Source organism: Actinoalloteichus spitiensis RMV-1378, assembly GCF_000239155.1.
GTDB lineage: Bacteria > Actinomycetota > Actinomycetes > Mycobacteriales > Pseudonocardiaceae > Actinoalloteichus_B > Actinoalloteichus_B spitiensis.
The window spans coordinates 12,698-30,758 of sequence record NZ_AGVX02000087.1; the positions used below are offsets into that span (position 1 = coordinate 12,698).

17 protein-coding genes are annotated in these 18,061 nt (G+C 72.2%); 3 read left to right on the forward strand and 14 right to left on the reverse strand.

The genetic code is table 11. The features are described 5' to 3' along the window. Nucleotides 1–52: 52 nt before the first annotated feature. The 8 genes from ACTIDRAF_RS0204295 to pafA form a co-directional block, all read right to left on the reverse strand. Nucleotides 53–1,264 carry a GNAT family N-acetyltransferase gene (locus ACTIDRAF_RS0204295; protein WP_016697478.1) on the reverse strand — a complete coding sequence of 404 codons (1,212 nt, stop codon included), beginning with the start codon at nucleotides 1,262–1,264 and terminating at the stop codon, nucleotides 53–55. 123 nt (nucleotides 1,265–1,387) lie between these two features. Then, nucleotides 1,388–2,059 carry a DUF4333 domain-containing protein gene (locus ACTIDRAF_RS0204300; protein WP_016697479.1) on the reverse strand — a complete coding sequence of 224 codons (672 nt, stop codon included), beginning with the start codon at nucleotides 2,057–2,059 and terminating at the stop codon, nucleotides 1,388–1,390. A 191-nt stretch (nucleotides 2,060–2,250) separates the two neighbouring features. Continuing rightward, a complete protein-coding gene (locus ACTIDRAF_RS0204305; RefSeq protein ID WP_016697480.1) occupies nucleotides 2,251–5,034 on the reverse strand; it encodes a DEAD/DEAH box helicase in 2,784 nt (927 codons plus the stop codon). Nucleotides 5,035–5,070: 36 nt separating this feature from the next. Further along, on the reverse strand, nucleotides 5,071–5,379 hold the full coding sequence (gene tatA / locus ACTIDRAF_RS27185) for a Sec-independent protein translocase subunit TatA (RefSeq protein WP_016697481.1): 309 nt from the start codon (nucleotides 5,377–5,379) through the stop codon (nucleotides 5,071–5,073). Nucleotides 5,380–5,438: 59 nt separating this feature from the next. Further along, the gene (locus tag ACTIDRAF_RS0204315) at nucleotides 5,439–5,690 is read right to left on the reverse strand and encodes a hypothetical protein (protein WP_016697482.1); all 252 of its coding nucleotides are present in this window, start codon (nucleotides 5,688–5,690) and stop codon (nucleotides 5,439–5,441) included. A gap of 23 nt (nucleotides 5,691–5,713) precedes the next feature. Continuing rightward, nucleotides 5,714–6,688 carry a helix-turn-helix transcriptional regulator gene (locus ACTIDRAF_RS0204320; protein WP_016697483.1) on the reverse strand — a complete coding sequence of 325 codons (975 nt, stop codon included), beginning with the start codon at nucleotides 6,686–6,688 and terminating at the stop codon, nucleotides 5,714–5,716. Further along, a complete protein-coding gene (locus ACTIDRAF_RS0204325; RefSeq protein ID WP_016697484.1) occupies nucleotides 6,685–7,665 on the reverse strand; it encodes a helix-turn-helix transcriptional regulator in 981 nt (326 codons plus the stop codon). The genes ACTIDRAF_RS0204320 and ACTIDRAF_RS0204325 overlap by 4 nt, the downstream gene beginning before the upstream one ends. Before the next feature lie 97 nt (nucleotides 7,666–7,762). After that, nucleotides 7,763–9,121, reverse strand: a complete 1,359-nt coding sequence (gene pafA / locus ACTIDRAF_RS0204330) for a Pup--protein ligase (RefSeq protein ID WP_016697485.1) — start codon at nucleotides 9,119–9,121, stop codon at nucleotides 7,763–7,765. Between the two features lie 66 nt (nucleotides 9,122–9,187). Between pafA and ACTIDRAF_RS0204335 the strand changes: the two genes are divergently transcribed. Together ACTIDRAF_RS0204335 and ACTIDRAF_RS0204340 are read left to right on the forward strand one after the other, a co-directional pair. Then, entirely contained in the window at nucleotides 9,188–10,693 is a 1,506-nt protein-coding gene (locus ACTIDRAF_RS0204335; protein WP_052168699.1) for a bifunctional phosphatase PAP2/diacylglycerol kinase family protein, read from the forward strand. 286 nt (nucleotides 10,694–10,979) lie between these two features. Beyond that, a complete protein-coding gene (locus ACTIDRAF_RS0204340) occupies nucleotides 10,980–11,417 on the forward strand; it encodes a universal stress protein (RefSeq protein WP_016697487.1) in 438 nt (145 codons plus the stop codon). 24 nt (nucleotides 11,418–11,441) lie between these two features. Here the strand turns inward: ACTIDRAF_RS0204340 and prcA are convergent, their stop codons facing one another. From prcA to dop, 4 genes are all read right to left on the reverse strand, one after another. Beyond that, nucleotides 11,442–12,200, reverse strand: a complete 759-nt coding sequence (gene prcA, locus ACTIDRAF_RS0204345) for a proteasome subunit alpha (RefSeq protein WP_016697488.1) — start codon at nucleotides 12,198–12,200, stop codon at nucleotides 11,442–11,444. A gap of 58 nt (nucleotides 12,201–12,258) precedes the next feature. After that, a complete protein-coding gene (prcB, locus tag ACTIDRAF_RS0204350; RefSeq protein WP_016697489.1) occupies nucleotides 12,259–13,107 on the reverse strand; it encodes a proteasome subunit beta in 849 nt (282 codons plus the stop codon). Between the two features lie 53 nt (nucleotides 13,108–13,160). Further along, the gene (locus ACTIDRAF_RS0204355; protein ID WP_016697490.1) at nucleotides 13,161–13,355 is read right to left on the reverse strand and encodes a ubiquitin-like protein Pup; all 195 of its coding nucleotides are present in this window, start codon (nucleotides 13,353–13,355) and stop codon (nucleotides 13,161–13,163) included. Nucleotides 13,356–13,452: 97 nt separating this feature from the next. Next, entirely contained in the window at nucleotides 13,453–14,952 is a 1,500-nt protein-coding gene (gene dop / locus ACTIDRAF_RS0204360) for a depupylase/deamidase Dop (protein ID WP_016697491.1), read from the reverse strand. A gap of 167 nt (nucleotides 14,953–15,119) precedes the next feature. Between dop and ACTIDRAF_RS0204365 the strand changes: the two genes are divergently transcribed. Next, complete coding sequence (locus ACTIDRAF_RS0204365) at nucleotides 15,120–15,695, forward strand: NUDIX hydrolase (RefSeq protein WP_245533437.1); 576 nt, start codon at nucleotides 15,120–15,122, stop codon at nucleotides 15,693–15,695. A 6-nt stretch (nucleotides 15,696–15,701) separates the two neighbouring features. On the opposite strand, the gene ACTIDRAF_RS0204370 is transcribed toward ACTIDRAF_RS0204365, so the two are convergent. Both ACTIDRAF_RS0204370 and ACTIDRAF_RS0204375 read right to left on the reverse strand, forming a co-directional pair. Continuing rightward, nucleotides 15,702–16,667 carry an aldo/keto reductase gene (locus ACTIDRAF_RS0204370; RefSeq protein ID WP_052168700.1) on the reverse strand — a complete coding sequence of 322 codons (966 nt, stop codon included), beginning with the start codon at nucleotides 16,665–16,667 and terminating at the stop codon, nucleotides 15,702–15,704. Nucleotides 16,668–16,712: 45 nt separating this feature from the next. After that, nucleotides 16,713–17,255 carry a DUF3558 family protein gene (locus tag ACTIDRAF_RS0204375; protein WP_016697494.1) on the reverse strand — a complete coding sequence of 181 codons (543 nt, stop codon included), beginning with the start codon at nucleotides 17,253–17,255 and terminating at the stop codon, nucleotides 16,713–16,715. Between the last annotated feature and the right edge of the window lie 806 nt (nucleotides 17,256–18,061).

The window sequence follows — 18,061 nt, forward strand, 5'->3', positions numbered from 1 at the left end:
AGCCGTCCGGGACGCCCGACCCGGTGAGCGGCGCCCCTTCCGCCTGGCACGCTCAGAAGAAGGTGCCGCACCAGGGGACCTCGTCGGTCCCCAACAGCACGTCCGCCCGCGCGAGCGCGGCGGGGTCGAGCACCTCCACCAGACCGGCGTCGGCCAGTACCGAGGAGCGGATGTCTCCTTGGTACAACGAGGCGAGCACCTCGGCGGAGAGCCGGAGGTCCGGAGCGTCGTCCGTGCGGGTGACGCCCTCGGCCGTCACCCGGTAGCACCCGGAGTTGCCGGGCAGCAGGGAGTCCCGCACCTCGAGCACGACCGGCTCGGCGGCACCGTACGAGCGGGCCGCCAGCGCGGCGGGCACGTCGGTGAGGCGCAGCCACGTCGCGTCCTCGATGGCGGTGGTGCGCACCGCCCGCCGTTCGTCGACCCACCACTCCAGGGGCTCGTCCACCGGCGCGGAGTGCATCTCGACCGTGCTCACCAGGTCCGTCGCCAACAGGAAACGCCACAACCGCCGCCGCACCGCCGGCTCCGGCGCGTGCAGGTCGTACACGCTCAGGGTGGCCTGGTCGAAGCCGGCCCCGTCCTTGACCTTCACCTCGTACAGCACGTAGCCGTCCCGGTGGCCGGCGGCGTCGACATGGACGGCCGCCCGCACGTTCTGGCCGTCCTTCAGCGGAATCTCCACCCGAGGCACCCACCACTCGGCTGGCCGGCTGATCATTCCGGTCCGGTACAGGCCGAGACCGGCGTAGATCTCGGGGAGGGCGGTGGCCAGCTGGTCGGTCCGGAGCAGCCGGACCGTGCCCTCCCCACCACGGTCACCGATCCGGGCCCGGTCGGCCCGCACCTGGAGCGAGCGGCTCCGGTCCGCGACGCCGTAACCGAAGCGGCCGTAGATGGCGGTCTCGCTGGCCCGCAGGGTCGCCGTCGGCTCGCCGCGCCGGGCCGCGTCGGTGAGCTGGGTGCGCATCAGCTCGGTGAGGATGCCGCGCCGGGTGTGGTCGGCACGCACCGCCACCCTGCTGACCGCCGCCATCGGCACTTCCGCGCCACCGGGAACCCGCAACAGGGCACCGAACGAGCTCGCCGTCCCCACGTACTCGCCCTCGTCGAGCACCCCCCAGGTGCGGCCGGTCTGGTAGGACCGGGCCGCCAGCTCCCACTTCTCGTCGGAGGGGACCGGCGCGTGCAGCGCCGTGCGGAACAGGGTGTTGGTCTCCCGGATTCGGCTGTCGGGCACGGATTCGACGGTGAAGCGGGTCATGGGGCGATCCTGCCCGGGACGGGTCTCCGGACGCGACGTGTTTTTCCCCTCGGTCGGCACCGGACCACCGCGACGGACCCGGTGGTGGGCCGGTTCTGGGCCGGTTCCGACCGCGGGAGCGAATCAGGAGGGCTGCACGACCTCGTAGTCACCGTCCTCGTTCTTCACCTGGATGTCGATCGAGACGGCGTTTCCGCCGATGGTGGCCTCGCACTGGAAGCTGTGCCCGGCCTCCAGGGGTTGGTCACTGGGGCAGCTCACCCCGGACACGTCCCCGATGCCCCAGGTTTCGGTGAGGATCCGCTGGACCTCGCCAGCCATGGCGTCGGAGTCGAAGACCTTCGAGTTGAACCAGCCCGGCCAGACGAAGCCGAGGACGGCCACTCCGCCCAGCACCACGGCGATCCCGCCGCTGACGATCCACGGGAGCGCGGACTTCTTGTTCTGCCCGGGCGGCGGGTAGCCGCCGTACTGCTGGCCGTACTGCCCGTACTGCTGCGGGTACTGCTGGCCGTACTGCTGCGGGTACTGCTGCCCGTAGGCGCCCTGCTGGGACGGGTCACCGTAACCAGGTTGCTGGCCGTACTGGCCGTAACCCTGCTGGGCCGCCGGGTCGCCGTACCCGGGTTGCGCCCCGTACTGCTGCTGGCCGTACTGCCCGGGTTGCTGACCGTACTGCCCGTAGCCGGCCGGCTGTTCCGGCATCCCGCCGGCGGGGGTTCCCGGGTAGCCCTGGGGCTGCCCCCACTGTTGGTGCGGGTCGTTGCCCCCGGACGGTCCGTACGGGCTGGTCATGATTGGCCTCCGGCGTGAGCGTGCGTGTGCGTGGGCGCGCCGGCTCCGGGTCACCGCAACCGGTGGGCGCCGATCAAACCATAGCTCCCAGCAGGTCTTCTTCGGGTGGTGGGAGCTCAGCTTGTGACACCGAACCGCCGGGAGACCCGCTCACCGACCGAGGCGCCCCGGGGATCGCCGGGGGCGTGACCTCACACCGAACCCATGGCGACGACACCTCGTCGCACGGCACGGACCGCCCTTCCCGCGGCCGCCCCGACCGGGTTCCCGGCACCCACGACGTCCCGCAGCTGGTCGAGAAGGTCCACCACCTGCCGGCACCACCGCACGAAGTCGCCGGCGGACAGCTCCTGCCCCGCCGACGCGGCGGCGGTCAGGACACGTTCGAGCGACTCGCCCCGCGCCCACCGGAGGATCGGCCAGGCGAAGCCCGGATCCGGCTCCCGGGTCCGGTCCAGCCGGTGCTGGCGTTCCCGGTCCTCGACCTCCGCCCAGATCTCACTGGTGCGGGTCAGGGCCTCGGTGACCGGACCGGCGGGCAGCTGGCCGACCACGGGTCCCTCGCGGCGCGACTCGTACACCAGCGCGGAGACGACGGCGGCGAGCTCGGCCGGTTCGAGGTCCCGCCAGATCTCCCGGCGCAGGCACTCGGCGGCCAGCAGGTCGGATTCGCTGTAGAGGCGGGAGAGCCGACGGCCGTGTTCGGTGAGACGTTCCTCCGCCCCGGCACCGTCGAGGTACCCCAGGGCGCGCAGGAGCGCGCGGATCCGGTCGAAGGTGCGGACCAGCGAGTGGGTCGTGCCGGCGACCTTGCCCCGCAGCTGCTGGACCTCCCGGCTCAGGCGCTCGTGGCGTTCGGCCCACCGGGCGTGGTCCTCCCGCTGGTCGCAGCCGTGGCACGGGTGGGCCCGCAACGCGCGGCGCAGCGCGTTGAGCTCGTCGTCGTCGTCGAGGCCCGCCCGGCGCCGGCTCCTGGGCGGGACGTCGATCCCGGTGTTGCGGATGGTGGCGGCCAGGTCACGTCGCGACCGGGGCGAGCGCACGTCCACGTGTTTGGGCAGCCGGAGGCGGCCGAGGGCCTCGACCGGGGAGGGGAAGTCCGCCACGGAGAGCCGGCCGGCCCACCTGTCCTCGGTCACCACGAGCGGTCGGGGCTCGTTGATCGGGCTCAGCCCCGGGTCCACCACGACCGCGAGCCCGGAGCGGCGCCCGGAGGGCACCGCGATGACGTCACCCTTGCGCAGCCGTTCGAGGGACGCGGCGGCGGCGGCGCGGCGGCTGGCGGTGTTCTGCCGCGCCAGGGCCTTCTCCCGGGCGGAGATCTTGCGCCTCAGGTCGAAGTACTCGCCGAAGTCGCCCAGGTGGCAGGTGGCCGACTCGCGGTAGCCGGCGAGCGCCTCCTCCGACCGCTCGATCTTGCGGGACAGCCCCACCACCGACCGGTCGGCCTGGAACTGGGCGAAGGACTGTTCGAGCAGTTCGCGGGCCGCTGGGGTGCCCACGCGGTGGACGAGGTTGACGGCCATGTTGTAGGCGGGCCGGAAGGACGACCGCAGGGGGTAGGTCCTCGTCGAGGCCAGCCCTCCCACCTGTCGCGGGTCCATCCCCGGCTGCCAGACGACGACGGCGTGCCCTTCGACGTCGATCCCCCGCCGACCCGCGCGCCCGGTCAGCTGCGTGTACTCCCCCGGGGTGAGGTCGGCGTGCGCCTCACCGTTGAACTTGACCAGCTTCTCCAGCACGACCGTCCTGGCCGGCATGTTGATGCCCAGCGCGAGCGTCTCGGTGGCGAACACCGCCCGCACCAGACCGCGGACGAACAGTTCCTCCACGGTCTCCTTGAACGCCGGCAGCAGCCCGGCGTGGTGGCTGGCGATACCGCGTTCCAGCGCCTCCCGCCACTCCCAGAACCCCAACACCCCCAGGTCGGTGTCCGGCAGGTCCGCCGTCTTCAGGTCGATGATCCGCCGGATCTCCTCGGCCTCGTCCTCCGAGGTCAGCCGCAGCCCCGAACGCACGCACTGCCCGACGGCCGCGTCGCAGCCGGCGCGGCTGAAGACGAACAGGATCGCTGGCAGGAGGGCGGCGTCGTCGAGCCGGCGCACGATCTCCGGTCGCCCCGGCGGGCGGTACCGGCTCTCCTGGGGGCGCTGGGCGTCCCGGCCCCGGTCCCGGGGCCCCCGACGTGGGCGGCGGAGCGGGAACTCGACCCGGTCCACCCTCTCCAACTGCTGCAGTAGCCGGGGGTTGACCCGGAGCTCACCGCCGGACTCGCCCCCGAAGAGGTCCAGCAGCCGGTTGCCCACCATCATGTGCTGCCACAGCGGCACCGGGCGGTGCTCGTCGACGACGATGGTGGTGTCGCCCCGGACCTCCACCAGCCACTCACCGAACTCCTCGGCGTTGCTGACCGTGGCGGACAGCGAGACGAGGCGGACGTGTTCGGGCAGGTGCAGGATGACCTCCTCCCACACGGCGCCCCGGAAGCGGTCCGCGAGGTAGTGGACCTCGTCCATCACGACGTAGTCGAGGCCGTCGAGGGTGGTGGAACCCGCGTACAGCATGTTCCGCAGCACCTCGGTCGTCATCACCACCACCGGAGCGTCCCCGTTGATCGCGGTGTCCCCGGTGAGCAGGCCGACGCGGTCCGGGCCGTACCGGGCGGTGAGGTCGGCGTACTTCTGGTTGGACAACGCCTTGATCGGCGTCGTGTAGAAGCACTTCCGCCCCTCGCCCAACGCCAGGTGCACCGCGAACTCCCCCACCACCGTCTTCCCGGCGCCGGTGGGCGCGCAGACCAGGACACCGTGCCCGGCCTCCAGTGCCTGGCAGGCGGTCAGCTGGAACGGGTCGAGCTCGAAGGAGAGCTCACCCAGGAAGTCCGTGAGCTTGGGGTGCGCGGCACGCTGGCGCGCGGCGGCGTACCGCTGCGCGGGGTCGAGCGGGGCGTGCTGGGGTACGGGGCGTCGGGCCACGCTCCCAGGCTTTCACATACCCCGGACGTACGGGGATCAGGTGGGCGGGACCTGCTGGGTGGGGTTGGCCGCCGGTGCGCCGCCGGCCGGGTTGGCCGGGGGCGTCGCGGGACCGACCGCCGGGGTCGGCGGGTCCGGCGTGACGGCGGGGGCCGCGGCGGTGGAGGGCGGGGTCTCCTCCCCGTCCTGCCGCGCCCGGTCCCGCTTCATGCCCCTGACCTCGGCCTTGAGGATGCGCGCCGACTGGCCGAGGGACCTGGCCATCGCCGGCAGCTTCGCGGCACCGAACAGCAGGACGAGCACGACGGCGATGATCAGGATCTCGGTGGTGCCGATGTTGGGCATGGTTCCTCTCCCGCGTCTCGGTGTACGGGGAGCGTACTCCCGGGGGAGGTGTGGTCCGCCTACGCTCGCCGCTGGCTCCCGCGCGTCCTCGAGGGGCCGCGCCGCTCCGCGACGGCGACCTTCAGCGCCGCGGTCCGCGCCCGGAGCAGGCCACCCCGGTCGGCGATCCGCGCGGACAGCCGAGTGCGCGCGGCGCTGGTCCGACGAGCGGCGCGCAGCACCCGGCGCACCGCGACGGCGAGCACGACGAGCGCGACTGCGACGACGGCGACGACGACCGCGAGAACCACGTGCGAGCTTTCGATGATCACCGGAACACGGTAGCGAGCCCCGGTCAGCGGGCGTCGGCCAGCTCACCGGCCAGCCGCAGCGCCCGCTCGGCGCGTTCGGCGACCTCGGCGCCCAACGGCAGGGGCTCGACGACCCGGGCCCGCCCGCCCAGGCCCAGCACCAGTCGGACGACCCAGGAGCGGTCCGAGTACCGGAGCCGGACTCGGAGCCGCCCGTCCGGCAGTTCGGTGCGTTCGTCCGTCGGGTAGTACTCGCTGACCCAGCGGGCGTCCTGGGCCAGTTCGAGCACCGCCGTCTCCTGGTCGGGTGTGGGGCGGAACGCCCCGCCCGCCACGTCCACGGGTTCGGCCTCCTCCGGGGTGCGGGCGGGCTCGTCGAGCAGCACCGCCTCGTCGACCCTGTCCAACCGGAACAGCCGCGTCGCCTCGGCCTGCCGGCACCAGGCGTCCAGGTAGCTGTGCCCGTCCATGAGGAGGACCCGCTTCGGGTCCACCACCCGGGAGGTGATCGCGTCGCGGGACGCGGTGTAGTAGCGGATGCGGAGGGCACGCCCCTCGTCCACGGCCCTGGTCACGGTGTCCTGGACGGTCCTGGCCACTCCTGGTCGGCCGCCCAACCCGATCACGAGGCCGCTGGGCTGGGCCTGCCCCACCGCGTCCTCGATCTTGGCGACGGCCCGGCTGACCGCCTCGGTGTCCGTGACACCCGGCGTGTCGGCGAGGGCTCGCAGCGCCACCAGCAAGGAGGTCGCCTCGGTGGCGGTGAGCCGCAGCGGGCGGTTCATCCCGGCGTCGAAGGAGACGGTCACCGTCTCGTCGTCGAAGGACAGGTCGATCAGGTCACCCGGCCCGTACCCGGGAAGCCCGCACATCCACAGCAGCTCCAGGTCCTTGCGCAGCTGTTTCGGGGACACGTCGAAGTCCCGGGCGGCCTCCTCGACGAGGATGCCGGGCCGGGCCAGCAGGTAGGGGACGAGGGCGAGCAGCCGGGCGAGCCGCTGCGAGGACGCGTTGCTCATCGGGTCTCCTCCACGATTCCACCGAGCACCGAGGCGACGGCGTCGGCCAGGCCGGCCGGCTCGATCACGAGCACGTCGGGCGCGTAGCCGGCGATCCAGTCCGCCGCCGAGGAGAGCGAGCGGAACTTGATCTCGACGACGTCACCCGGTGTCCCTCCCACCTCGCGGCTGCCGACGGTGGTGGCGTGCCGGCGGAGACCGTGCGCCCGGTCCCGCGCGATCCAGAGCACGGCGGGTTCCGGGGCGGGAGCGGGATCGGCGCTGCCGGCGACGATCCTCAGCAGGTCGGCGTCGGTCGGCCGGTGGACGGCGCCCGGCTCGCTGACCGTGCGCACCGCCCCGACGATGCGGGAGAGCCGGAAGCAGCGGGTCGCCCCGCGATCCCGGTCATGTCCGACCAGGTACCAGCGTCCCCGCCAGGACACCACTCCCCACGGCTCCACCGTGCGCAGCCGGGCGTCCGGTTCGGGCTCCGAGGAACGGCGGTGCCGGAAGGTGACGACCTGGCCGTTCTCCACCGCCGCGCGCAGTGCGTCGAAGGCGGGTTCGGCGATGCGGACCTTGGGCTCGACGGCGGCACCCGCGCTCAGGTCCAGCTCGACCCCGGCCGCCCGCAACTTCAACAGCGCCCCGTGCGCGGCCTGGGAGAACTCCGGGGACTCCCAGAGCCGGACCGCGAGTCCCACCGCAGCTGCCTCGTCCGCTTCGAGATCGATCTCGCCGAGCTCGTAGTCGGGGCGCGTGATGCGGTACCCCTCGGTGTTGTCGAAGACCGAGTTGCGCCCGGTCTCCACGGGGATCCCGAGGTCCCGCAGCTCGGCCTTGTCCCGTTCGAACATGCGGAAGAAGGCCTCGCTGCTGGGGGCGCTCGCGTACCCGGGGACGATGCCGCGGATGCGGTCCGCGGTCAGGTACTGGCGGGAGGACAACAGACAGAGCACCAGGTTGACCAGGCGTTCGGCACGTGCGGAGGACACCACCGCACCCTAGCGGCCTGGCCAGGGCGGCCAGCCGGGAGGCCGGGGCAACATCATCCGCGCGGGTCGTGCCCGACCGGGCTCGGCGCTGGGCTGGTCACAACGACGAGATGAGGCGCTCCACCCGTTCGTCCACCGCGCGGAACGGGTCCTTGCACAGGACGGTGCGCTGGGCCTGGTCGTTCAGCTTGAGGTGGACCCAGTCCACCGTGAAGTCCCGGCCGGCGTTCTGGGCCGCGGCGATGAAGTCGCCTCGGAGCTTGGCCCTGGTGGACTGGGGAGGCGTGTCCTTGGCGGCCTCGATCTCCCCGTCGTCCGTGACCCGGTCGACCAGCGCCTTGCGCTGGAGGAGGTCGAACAGCCCCCGCCCCCGGCGGATGTCGTGGTAGGCCAGGTCGATCTGCGCCAGCCGGGGGTTGGACAGGCCGATCTGGTGCTTCTCGCGGTAGCGCTGCAACAGCCGGTGCTTGATCGCCCAGTCGACCTCCCGGTCGATCAGGCTGAAGTCCTGGGTCTCCACGGCGCGCAGCGTTCGGCCCCAGAGTTCGATGACCCGGTCCAGCGTGGCGTCACTGCCCCGCTCCCGCAGGTACTCGACGGCGCGCTGGTGGTAGTCCCGTTGGATCTCCAGCGCCGAGGCCTCCCGGCCACCGGCGAGCCGAACACCCCGCTGACCGGTGAGGTCGTGGCTGATCTCCCGGATGGCGCGGATCGGGTTGTCCAGGGTGAAGTCGCGGAACTGGACACCTGCCTCGATCATCTCCAGCACGAGGTTGGTGGTGCCGACCTTGAGCAGTGTCGTGACCTCGGACATGTTCGAGTCACCGACGATCACGTGGAGCCGCCGGTAACGCTCCGCGTCGGCGTGCGGCTCGTCCCGGGTGTTGATGATCGGCCGCGAGCGGGTGGTCGCGCTGGAGACGCCCTCCCAGATGTGCTCGGCGCGCTGCGACAGGCAGTACACCGCGCCCCTGGGGGTCTGGAGGACCTTCCCCGCACCGCTGATGAGCTGGCGCGTGACGAGGAACGGCAGCAGGACGTCGGCGATCCTGGCGAACTCGCCCGCCCTGGCGACCAGGTAGTTCTCGTGGCAGCCGTAGGAGTTGCCCGCCGAGTCGGTGTTGTTCTTGAAGAGGAAGATGTCCCCGCCGATGCCCTCCTCCGCGAGGCGGCGTTCGGCGTCGACCAGCAGGTCCTCCAGGACCCTCTCCCCAGCCTTGTCGTGGGTGACCAGCTGGACCAGTTCGTCGCACTCGGCGGTCGCGTACTCGGGGTGGGAACCGACGTCGAGGTACAGGCGGGAGCCGTTGCGCAGGAAGACGTTGGACGAGCGGCCCCAGGAGACCACTCGGCGGAACAAGTACCTCGCGACCTCGTCCGGCGACAACCGGCGCTGCCCGTGAAAGGTGCAGGTCACCCCGAACTCGGTCTCGATGCCGAAAATCCGCCGCTGCATGGCTCCACAGTAAGCGACTCGGCCCGCTCCCTCCGTGATCCATTCGGGGGGCGCTAGCTTCTGGTGATGCGAAAGTGGGTGTCGGAGGTCCTGGGACGGGCGAACCGGGTGGACGGGAAACTGGTGCGCGCGAGCGGCCGACTACCGGCGAGCAGAGCGGACGCGGTGTTCAGGGGCCTGGGCACCGCCGCCAACCACAGCCTGCTCTGGTTCGGGATCGCCGCCCTGCTGGCGTCACGCGAAGGTGTGACACGCCGGGCCGCGTACCGCGCCGTGGTCTCGATCGCGGGAGCGAGTTTCACCGCCAACCTGGTCGGGAAGCCGTTGGTGCCCCGGCGGCGTCCCGCGACGGACCTGATCTCGGCGGAGCGGCGGTACACGTCTCCCCCGGTCTCCTCGTCGTTCCCCTCCGGCCACGCCGCCTCGGCGGCGGCCTTCGTGACTGCGGTGGGCATGGAGGCGCCGAAAGCGCTCCCGGTGGTAGCGCCCCTCGGTGCGGCGGTCGCGTACTCACGGGTGCACACCGGTGTCCACTGGCCCAGCGATGTCGTCTTCGGCGCGCTGCTCGGCGGTGGGGTGGCGCTGGCGACGCGGCGGTGGTGGCCGCTGACCGACTGCGGGCCGGCCATCCGGCGGTCCCCGGTGCGGGCCCCCGCGCTGTCCGACGGTGCGGGCCTGCTGGTCCTGGCCAACCCCGGGTCGGGGTCGGGTGGCGCCGACCCGGCCGAGCTGGTCTCCGAGGCCTGGCCGCTGGCCCGGGTCCTGTCCCCGCCGGACGATGAGGAGGCCGATCTGCGGCGGCACGTCGAGGAGGCCGTGGCCGGTAGCGCGGAGCCGGTGCGCGCGCTCGGCGTGGCGGGCGGGGACGGCACCGTGGCCTCCGTCGCCACCGTGGCCGCCGAGCGGGGCCTGCCGCTGGTGGTCGTCCCCACGGGCACGTTGAACCACTTCGCGCGGGACGTGGCGGCGGGGTCTCCGGAGAGCGCCGCGCTGGCCACCGAGGAGGGCTCCGCCATCGAGGTGGACATCGGGACCGTGGACAGCGACGGGGTGGGGTGCCGGTGGTTCGTGAACACCGCCAGTCTCGGCGGTTACCCGGACCTCGTCCGGTACCGGGAGCGGTGGGAGCCCCGTTGGGGTCGGTGGCTGGCCGGCGCGGCGGCGCTCGTCCGCGTCCTGCGGGAGGCGGAGCCCCTGCGGGTGCGGATCGACGGCAGGGAACGCGCCGTCTGGCTCCTCTTCGTCGGGAACGGGGTGTACGAACCGCGCGGCTTCGCCCCGATGACCCGCCAGCGGATGGACGAGGGTCTGCTCGACGTCCGCTACGTCCGGGCCGACCTGCCGTTCTCCCGATCGCGGTTCCTGGTGGCCGCCCTGACGGGCGCGTTGCACCACAGCCGCACGTACGTGCAACAGGAGCGGCCACGCTTCGAGGTCGCCCTGCTCGACGGCGGGACCAGGCTCGCGGTCGACGGGGAGGTGGCACCGGCGGGACGCCGGTTCCGGTTCGCCGCCCGCCACCGGGCGCTGCGCGTGTACCACTGGCCGGAACGGGCCGAGTGGCGGGGCTGACGTCGTCCCGCCCGGGCCGGGCGGGCCAGGCCCCGGTCCCGCCCGGCACGGCGCGGCCCGACCGGTCGGGCTGTCGGGTGGCGTGCCGTCCGCCCGGTCCGGTGGGGCCGGGCGCCGAGCCGGACGGGCCGGGGAGCGGTCGGTGCGAGCCGGTGAGCGCCACCTCGGCCGCGCCCCCACCCAGTGCGGCACACGGGTGCGGAGCCGGAGCGGCTACTGGCCGTCGCCGCCAGTCGACCGGATCGGATGACGACAGCGGCCCTTCCTTCGGGTTCGATAGGACCGTATGGACTCGTCCGCGGGGAGCTTCGAGGGGCCGGTGGTCGTCGGCCTGGACGGATCGCGGCCGTCGCTGGTCGCCCTCCGCACGGCGGCCGATGAAGCGGAGTGCCGCTCCGCTCCGCTGCACGTCCTCCGGGCGTGGACGCTGCGGAGCGCCACGCGCCCCCCGGAGTTGCCTCCCGCGACGGTTCCCAGCCTCGACGAGTACGCCCGGTGGATGCGGGAGCACACCGCCCAGGTGGTCGCGGACTGCCTGGGTGAGGCCGCGGACGTCACGGTGAGCGCACCCAGGGCGCGCGCTGTCACCGCCCTGCTGGCGGCGTCCGCGACGGCCGGTCTGCTGGTCCTCGGACACCGGGGGCGCGGTGGCCGGCTCATGCTGGGGTCGGTGGCCGCGCAGTGCGTCCGCGCGGCCGAGTGCCCGGTCCTGGTGGTGCGCTGATCCGCCGTCGACCGTGGTCGGCCGTTACTCGGCGACCGGACCGCCCGAGGCGTCCTCGCCCGACCGCTCCTCCACCAGTGTCGACAGGGTCGAGGTGGGGATCCGGCGGAAGGCCCGGTTCGGCCGGAACCGCTCCAGCACCGCCACCTCCAGCTGGTTGACGGAGATCTCGCGCTTGGGCGCCGCGGCGCCCCCGCTGCCCGCGCCCGTTCCGACCTCGGCGCCGAGTGCCCGCACGGCGAGCCGCAGGGCCGCGGCGAGTTCCAGCCCCTCCTGGTAGTCCTCGCGCAGGACGCCCCGGATGGTCTCGGCCTGGCCGCCCATCACCACGAAGCGGGACTCGTCGTCGATCGAACCGTCGTAGGACAGGCGGAACATCTTGTCGTTCTCCTGCGAGGAGCCGACCTCGGCCACGCAGACCTCGACCTCGTAGGGCTTCACCCGTTCGGTGAAGACAGCGTCGAGCGCCTTCGCGTAGACGTTGGCCAGTGTCTGGCCCGAGACGTCCTTCCGGTCGTAGGCGTAACCGGTGAGGTCCGCGTGCCGGATGCCGGCCACCCGGAGGCTGTCGAACTCCGGGTAGCGGCCGACGGCGGCGAACCCGATCCGGTCGTAGATCTCCGAGACCTTGTGCAGGGTGTTGGACGGGTTGTCGGCGACGAAGAGCACCCCGTCGGAGTAGGTGAGGACGACGACGCTCCTGCCCCGGGCGATCCCCTTGCGGGCCAGGTCGGAGCGCTCGCGCATCAGCTGTTCTGGCGAGGTGTAGAAGGGCAGAGTCACGTGGGAACTCCCGGCGGGATGAGGGGGTCTTGCTGGGCTGGGTCGTCGTTCGCCGGACTCAGCCGCCCGGGTTGTCGCGGCGAGCCGCGACGACGGCCTCCGCCACCGAGGAGGTCCGCTCGTCGCTCAGCCGGACCGCGCCGTGCTCCGGGGTGATGGTGACGACGACCGGGTAGATCTTCCTCCCGAGGTCCGGGTGGCCGGTGGCCGTGTCGTCGTCCGCCGCGTCGTACAGCGCCTCCACGGCGTTGCGGACGGCGGTGTCCTCGTCCACATCCCGCTCGTGGCGCTTCTTCAGCGCCGACTTGGCGAACAGGGAACCCGATCCGACCGCGTGGTAGGAGCCGTGCTCCTCGTAGCGGCCTCCGGTCACGTCGTAGTTGAAGATCCGCCCGGGCCACTCCGTCCCGTCCGAGTCGACGTCGATCCCGACGAACAGCGGTACGACGGCCAGCCCGGCCATCGCCAGTTCCAGGTTGCCCCGGATCATGTTCGACAGCTGGTTCGCCTTGCCCTCCAGGGAGAGCGGCACACCGTGGATCTTCTCGTAGTGCTGGAGCTCCACGGTGAACAGGCGGACGAGCTCCAGCGCGATGCCGGCCGTTCCCGCGATCGCGACCGCGGAATAGGCATCCGCCGGGAACACCTTCTCGATGTCCCGTTGCACGATGAGGTTGCCCGCCGTGGCCCGGCGGTCACCCGCCAACAGCACTCCGCCCCGGTACTTCAACGCCACCACGGTCGTGCCGTGCGGCGGGTGCCCGACCTGCCCTTCTGGTACCACCCGGTTGCCCGGCAGCAGTTCGGGCGCGGCCGCCCGGACGAAGTCGACGAAGGATGATCCGGGAGCGAAGTAGGCGTTCGGCAGGGCCGCGCCCGACTGGGCGCGGGCTGTCGGGTTCTCCATGAGGCGGTGTACTCCTGGGTCGGGGTGGCGGGTGCGGCGGAACGGGCGAGGGCCTACTGGCCGCCCTTCTGGACGTAGGCTCGCACGAAGTCCTCGGCGTTCTCCTCCAGGACGTCGTCGATCTCGTCCAGGATGGTGTCCACGTCCTCGCCGAGCTGTTCGCGCCGCTCCTGGCCGGCGGTCGTGGCTTCCTGGGCTTCGTCGTCCCCGTCGCCACCGCCGTGCTTCTGCGCGTGTTCCTGTGCCATCAGTCCTCCCGATGTCAGGGCGGTTGCCCGTGTCCCAAGATTACCCAGTTGGCGGTGCGTCCGTCGTCCCGCCGAGCGGTCGACCGGGATCCTGCCGCTACCGCCGGGTCAACGAGTCGACGAGTTCCTCGGCGCTGGAGGCTGCCTCCAGCAGCTGGCCGACGTGGGCCTTCGTCCCCCGCAGCGGTTCCAGGGTGGGGATGCGCACCAGGGATTCCCTGCCCAGGTCGAAGATCACCGAGTCCCAGGAGGCCGCCGAGATCTGCGCCGGGTACCGCTCCATGCACTGACCGCGGAAGTAGGCCCTGGTGTCCTCCGGCGGCAACGTGATCGCCGCCCGCACCTCCTCCTCGTCGACGAGTCGACGCATGGAGCCCCGCGCGACCAGCCGGTTGTAGAGCCCCTTGGACAGCCGGACGTCGGAGTACTGGAGGTCGATCATGTGCAGGCGGGAGGAGGCCCACCCGAGGTTGTCCCGGGCGCGGTACCCCTCCAACAACCGCAGCTTCGCCGGCCAGTCGAGCATGTCCGCGCATTCCGCCGGGTCGCGGCTGAGCCGGTTCAGCACCTCACCCCAGGTCTGGAGGACGTGGGCCGAGGCCTGGTCGACCCCCTCGGACTCGGCGTGCCGGACCGCGCGTTCGTGGTAGGCCCACTGGAGGTCGAGCCCGGTGAAGCGGCGGCCGTTGGCCAGCGGGACGGTGGCGCGGAGCGAGGGGTCGTGACTGATGGTGTGCACCGCCTGGACCGGGTCGCCGAGCCGAAGGTCGTCGAAACGGTGGCCCGCCTCGATCATGTCCAGGACCAGCGCCGTGCTGCCCAGCTTGAGGTAGGTGGAGTACTCGGCCAGGTTCGCGTCACCGATGATCACGTGCAGGCGCCGGTACTTGTCGGCGTCCGCGTGGGGCTCGTCCCTGGTGTTGATGATGCCCCGCTTGAGGGTGGTCTCCAGCCCGACCTCGACCTCGATGTAGTCGGCCCGCTGCGACAGCTGGAAACCCGCCCCGTCCCCGGACGCGCCCAACCCGACCCTGCCCGCACCGCAGACCACCTGCCGGGACGCGAAGAAGGGGATCAGCCCGGAGATCACCGAGGTGAAGGGCGTGCTGCGCGCCATCAGGTAGTTCTCGTGGCTGCCGTAGCTCGCGCCCTTGTTGTCGATGTTGTTCTTGTACAGCTGGATGTGCGGTTGTCCGGGCACCGTGGCGGCCCGCATGGCCGCCTCCTCCATCACCCGTTCCCCCGCCTTGTCCCAGATCACCGCGTCCCTGGCGTTGGTCACCTCCGGGGTGGAGTACTCGGGGTGGGCGTGGTCGACGTAGAGCCGCGCGCCGTTGGTGAGGATGACGTTGGCCGCGCCGAGGTCGTCCCCCTCGTGGTCGGCGGCGGGCAGGCTGGGGCCTCCCAGGTCGAAACCGCGGGCGTCCCGCAGCGGCGACTCGACCTCGTAGTCCCACCGCGCCCGCCGGGACCGGGGGATGTCGGCGGCCGCCGCGTAGGCCAGCACCACCTGGGTGGAAGTGAGAACGGGGTTGGCGGTGCTCTCTCCCGGCACCGTGATCCCGTATTCGACTTCGGTTCCCATGATCCGCCGCATGGACTTCAGCCTACGGCTTCGGGACCCTTCGCGGCTTGATCATGAGCGCGACACTTGAAAGAGTGATCAGGCGGACACTCTCCGTCCCCGACGGGCGGTGGCGTCCGAGCTCGAGCACGCGGACCACCACGCCCGTGGTGGTGAACCACCACAGCCGTGGTGGTCCGATGCGCAGGGGACTGCCGTGCGAGGCTGGGGACATGGTCGAACCAGCCTCCCGAGGAGACGAACTGGTGGCCGTCTACGACCCCGGTGGCATGGTCGTGGGCAGCGCCCCGAGAAGGCGGGTGCGGGCGGAGAACCTGTGGCACGGGTGCGGGGCGGTGTTCCTGCTCTCACCCGACGGCGACCGGGCATACGTACACCGCCGCACCGACACCAAGGACATCTTCCCGGGAGCGTTGGACTGCTTCGCCGGCGGCGTGGTGGACGCGGGCGAGGACCCGGCCGACTGCGCCCGCCGCGAACTCGCGGAGGAACTGGGTGTGGTCGGAGTGCCGCTGCGGCCGGCCCTGGTCGACTCCTACGACGGCCCTGGGCTCCGGGTGCACACCCACCTCTTCGAGGCGCGGTGGGCCGGCGAGGTGCGGCACCAGCCCGAGGAGATCGAGTCGGGGTGGTGGATGCCGCTGGGGGAGTTGCGGCGGCGGAGCGTCGACCCGGGATGGCCCCTGGTACCGGACAGCCGACAGCTGCTCCGGGAGTGGTTCCGACGCTCCGCCGCGAGTGGACGGGGGACGTGAGGGAGGTCAGCGCCAGGGCAGCGAGGACCGGCGTTGCCAGTACCGCTCGGGGGGCTCGGCCAGCGTGGCGGCCATCGCGTACCGCTCCGCGGGGAGCAGGGGGACGCCGACCGCGAGCAGGTTCTCCCTGAGCTGCTCGACGCTGGCCGGCCCGAGCAGGACGGTGTCCGCCCACGGCTGCGCCAGCGCCGCCGCGAGGGCGACGGCGTCCGGGCCCACTCCGGCTCGTTCTGCTCCGACGCGGATCAGGTCAGGCGCGTCGACGACCAGCCGGCCGTTGGCCAGCGGCTCCTTGACCAGCACCCGCAGGCCCGCCTCCGAGGCCGCGGCCAGCGCCGGACCGGCCGAGGGCTCCAGCAGGTTCCAGGTGGACTGCACCGTCGTGAACAGCCGCTCGCCGTCGACCTCCAGCTCGACCGCGCGCTCGATGGTCTCCGCCTGGCGGGGGCCGGAGGTGGAGAACCCGACCCGGGTGCCACCTCCGGCCAACTCGGCCAGGCGTCCCAGCAGTGCCCGGTCGTCGAACAGCGGACTGTCCGGCGTCAGCGAATGCACCTGGTAGACGCCCAGCGCGTCGCCGAGCAGATCCCGGCTTTCCCGCGACTGCTCGTCGAACCGTTGGGCGCTGTGTTCCTTCACCTCGTGGACCTCGGCGTCGACACGCCACTCGCCCACGTACGTGTAGCCCCACTTGCTGGACACCGCCAGGTCACGGTGCCCCCGGTCCGCGAGCCACTCCGCGAGGAACTCCTCCGCGAGGCCGTAGGAGCGGGCCGTGTCGACCCAGCGGACACCGGCCGCGTACGCGGCGTCCAGCACGTCGTGGCAGTTCCGCCGCATCGCCTCCACCGTGCGCTCCGCCGGCAGGGCGTCCGCTCCCCCTTGGTTGATGTAGGCCGGTCGACCCAGTGCCGCGAGCCCGAGGCCAAGCCTCCGGGTCCCGGCATCGTCGACCGGTTGGGACGTATCCATCCCGATGACACTACCGGGGGGTTCGGTGCGGGGCTGCCGACGGCGTCAGTCCAGGTGCGCGAGCACCTGGTCGGCCAGGTTCCTGGCACCCGTGCAGTCGGGGTCCTCCACACCGCCGAACTGGATGGTGAGCGCCGTGTCGTCCACGTCGGCGACGACGAAGCAGCCCCCTTCCTCGCCGGTGCCCGGCGCCCAGGTGGCGTCGTGTCCCCGAACCTGGAACCCGGTCCCCTCCCCCACCAACAGCTCGTTGGTGGCACGCCACTCGGAGTAGGGCTCGGAGGTGACGGCGGTGATCGCGATGCGTTGCCGGGAGCCGGCGGACCACGTGCACGTGGGGCCCTGCGCCCGGTTCGTGCTGTAGTTGGGGCTCGGGTTGGCCATCAGTTGCTGGACGGTCCCCGGCTGGTTCTCGCAGCTGCTCCTGACGGCGTTGCCCAGCCGCTCCTGGGCTGCCTCGAGAGTGGTTCTGGTGGTCGGGCCACTGCCCGCGTCCACCGGTTCCTCCTGTCCGCAGGCGGCCAGAGTGAGCAGTAGCAGCCCGGCGGAGGCCGCCGGGATGGCGACGGACCTGGGTGAACCTGGCATCGGTGTGGACTCCTCACGGGTTGGTCGGTGTCCCTCCGGGGCCGGCGCCCCGGGCGGGTTCCACGGCCGTGCCACCGTGGTCCCGCCGCTGAGGGAGCGCGCCGTCGGCCGGACGGCGACAGTCGGGAAGCACGGGTGGGTGAACGATTGCGTCACCGCCGCGTTGCGGCATTGCGTCACGATCGACCTCACCCTATGGCCGTATCAGTGGCGCATCCTGGCAGAAGGTGCCGACGGAGGGACATATTCACCTCCACTATCAGTGATGTTGATCACCCTTATGGGTGTTCACCATCGGATTTTTGGCACGTTGCCGCCAACAATCCGACCGCTGATCGGAAGCGAGATCTTTTCGCGGTTGGCGAATTCGGCGCCAATGATTCACCAACCGGTGAAATTTTCGTTCGCCAGGAACGACGGGGAACGTGGACGGCCACGCCGGGGAAGGCTCCGCACCGCCAGGGGAGTGCGATCCGCGCCTCGGTCACGCCGAGCGCCTCCAGCCGGCCGCGCATCCCCCCTGGTGAGCGGGCCGGGGAGCGCGGCGGTGCGGCAGCGTCGCCCGGTGGATCCCGCCATGATCCGCCGGGAACCCTCGGAAGGGGCGGGCGGCCGACCACCGGCGGTGCCCCCACCCGGGCCGGCGCGCCGGGGCTGAGAGCACCCGGCCGTCCATCGAGTTCGTTTCCCGTGGTGAGGCCGCGTTCCCCTCCCACCGACGTGCCGGCGACCACCTCGTCCTCCGACCGGCCGCTGGCCTCGACGACCCCGCCCACCGCGGAATTCGGGCCGCCGACGGCGGAGAC

Bases quoted from the DNA above. Each gene is read 5' to 3' on its own strand.
- ACTIDRAF_RS0204375 (WP_016697494.1), bottom strand. From the start codon at position 17,255: ATGCCAGGTTCACCCAGGTCCGTCGCCATCCCGGCGGCCTCCGCCGGG.
- dop (WP_016697491.1), bottom strand. From the start codon at position 14,952: ATGCGGCGGATCATGGGAACCGAAGTCGAATACGGGATCACGGTGCCG.
- ACTIDRAF_RS0204300 (WP_016697479.1), bottom strand. From the start codon at position 2,059: ATGACCAGCCCGTACGGACCGTCCGGGGGCAACGACCCGCACCAACAG.
- ACTIDRAF_RS0204320 (WP_016697483.1), bottom strand. From the start codon at position 6,688: ATGAGCAACGCGTCCTCGCAGCGGCTCGCCCGGCTGCTCGCCCTCGTC.
- ACTIDRAF_RS0204335 (WP_052168699.1), top strand. From the start codon at position 9,188: ATGCGAAAGTGGGTGTCGGAGGTCCTGGGACGGGCGAACCGGGTGGAC.
- pafA (WP_016697485.1), bottom strand. From the start codon at position 9,121: ATGCAGCGGCGGATTTTCGGCATCGAGACCGAGTTCGGGGTGACCTGC.
- ACTIDRAF_RS0204355 (WP_016697490.1), bottom strand. From the start codon at position 13,355: ATGGCACAGGAACACGCGCAGAAGCACGGCGGTGGCGACGGGGACGAC.
- ACTIDRAF_RS0204295 (WP_016697478.1), bottom strand. From the start codon at position 1,264: ATGACCCGCTTCACCGTCGAATCCGTGCCCGACAGCCGAATCCGGGAG.
- ACTIDRAF_RS0204370 (WP_052168700.1), bottom strand. From the start codon at position 16,667: ATGGATACGTCCCAACCGGTCGACGATGCCGGGACCCGGAGGCTTGGC.
- ACTIDRAF_RS0204365 (WP_245533437.1), top strand. From the start codon at position 15,120: ATGCGCAGGGGACTGCCGTGCGAGGCTGGGGACATGGTCGAACCAGCC.
- tatA (WP_016697481.1), bottom strand. From the start codon at position 5,379: ATGCCCAACATCGGCACCACCGAGATCCTGATCATCGCCGTCGTGCTC.
- ACTIDRAF_RS0204340 (WP_016697487.1), top strand. From the start codon at position 10,980: ATGGACTCGTCCGCGGGGAGCTTCGAGGGGCCGGTGGTCGTCGGCCTG.
- prcB (WP_016697489.1), bottom strand. From the start codon at position 13,107: ATGGAGAACCCGACAGCCCGCGCCCAGTCGGGCGCGGCCCTGCCGAAC.